This is a genomic window from Oleiphilus sp. HI0128 (assembly GCF_001635365.1).
On sequence record NZ_LWGG01001018.1, the window covers coordinates 1 to 572 of the forward strand.

Consider the following 572-nt stretch of genomic DNA (forward strand, 5'->3'; position numbering starts at 1 on the left):
AATAATATAACCACTACCTATAGTTCAAAGATAGCCACGATTCTCGTGGAAAGTTACTTCCAGAAAAATCAATTTAGCTTTGATGTCACATTAGATTTTTATCAATTTCCTCTACCCTGCATCAATTAAATCTATCCAGAAACACCAGATTTTAGCGTTTTAAGGCTGGTGTTTTGTACTAGCAAGGTCACTGCCTAGCGAAACTGAATAACTACGGTTAAAGGGGCAAAATTCGACTTTGTATGAATTAACCCATTTCGAAAATGCGTCAATGCATTTTCTCTTCAGAAAAATGAGCTATAGCTCATGATTGATTTAATTTCATTTGATGATACGAATAAAAATAAACGGAGATTTTCATGAAATTAATTTTGATGCAACTTACTGATAAATTTAAATTACAAACAACTGACGAATTAGAAACCCTGAAAGAGATTATTTTATTCGATAAGGACATAATCAATTACTTGTTTGATCATCCAACAATTGAAAAAGCTTTAAAGCAATATCTGATTGATAAAGAGCTGAATGACCCCCTGTGTCAGGATAGTTGTCGCCTCTGTTAATTTTTA

Annotated in this window: 1 protein-coding gene; it reads left to right on the plus strand. The window is 32.3% G+C overall.

All coding sequences use genetic code 11. The features are described 5' to 3' along the window. The first annotated feature begins 359 nt into the window (after positions 1–359). Complete coding sequence (locus tag A3763_RS17345) at positions 360–566, plus strand: hypothetical protein (protein WP_068760257.1); 207 nt, start codon at positions 360–362, stop codon at positions 564–566. Positions 567–572 lie beyond the last annotated feature (6 nt).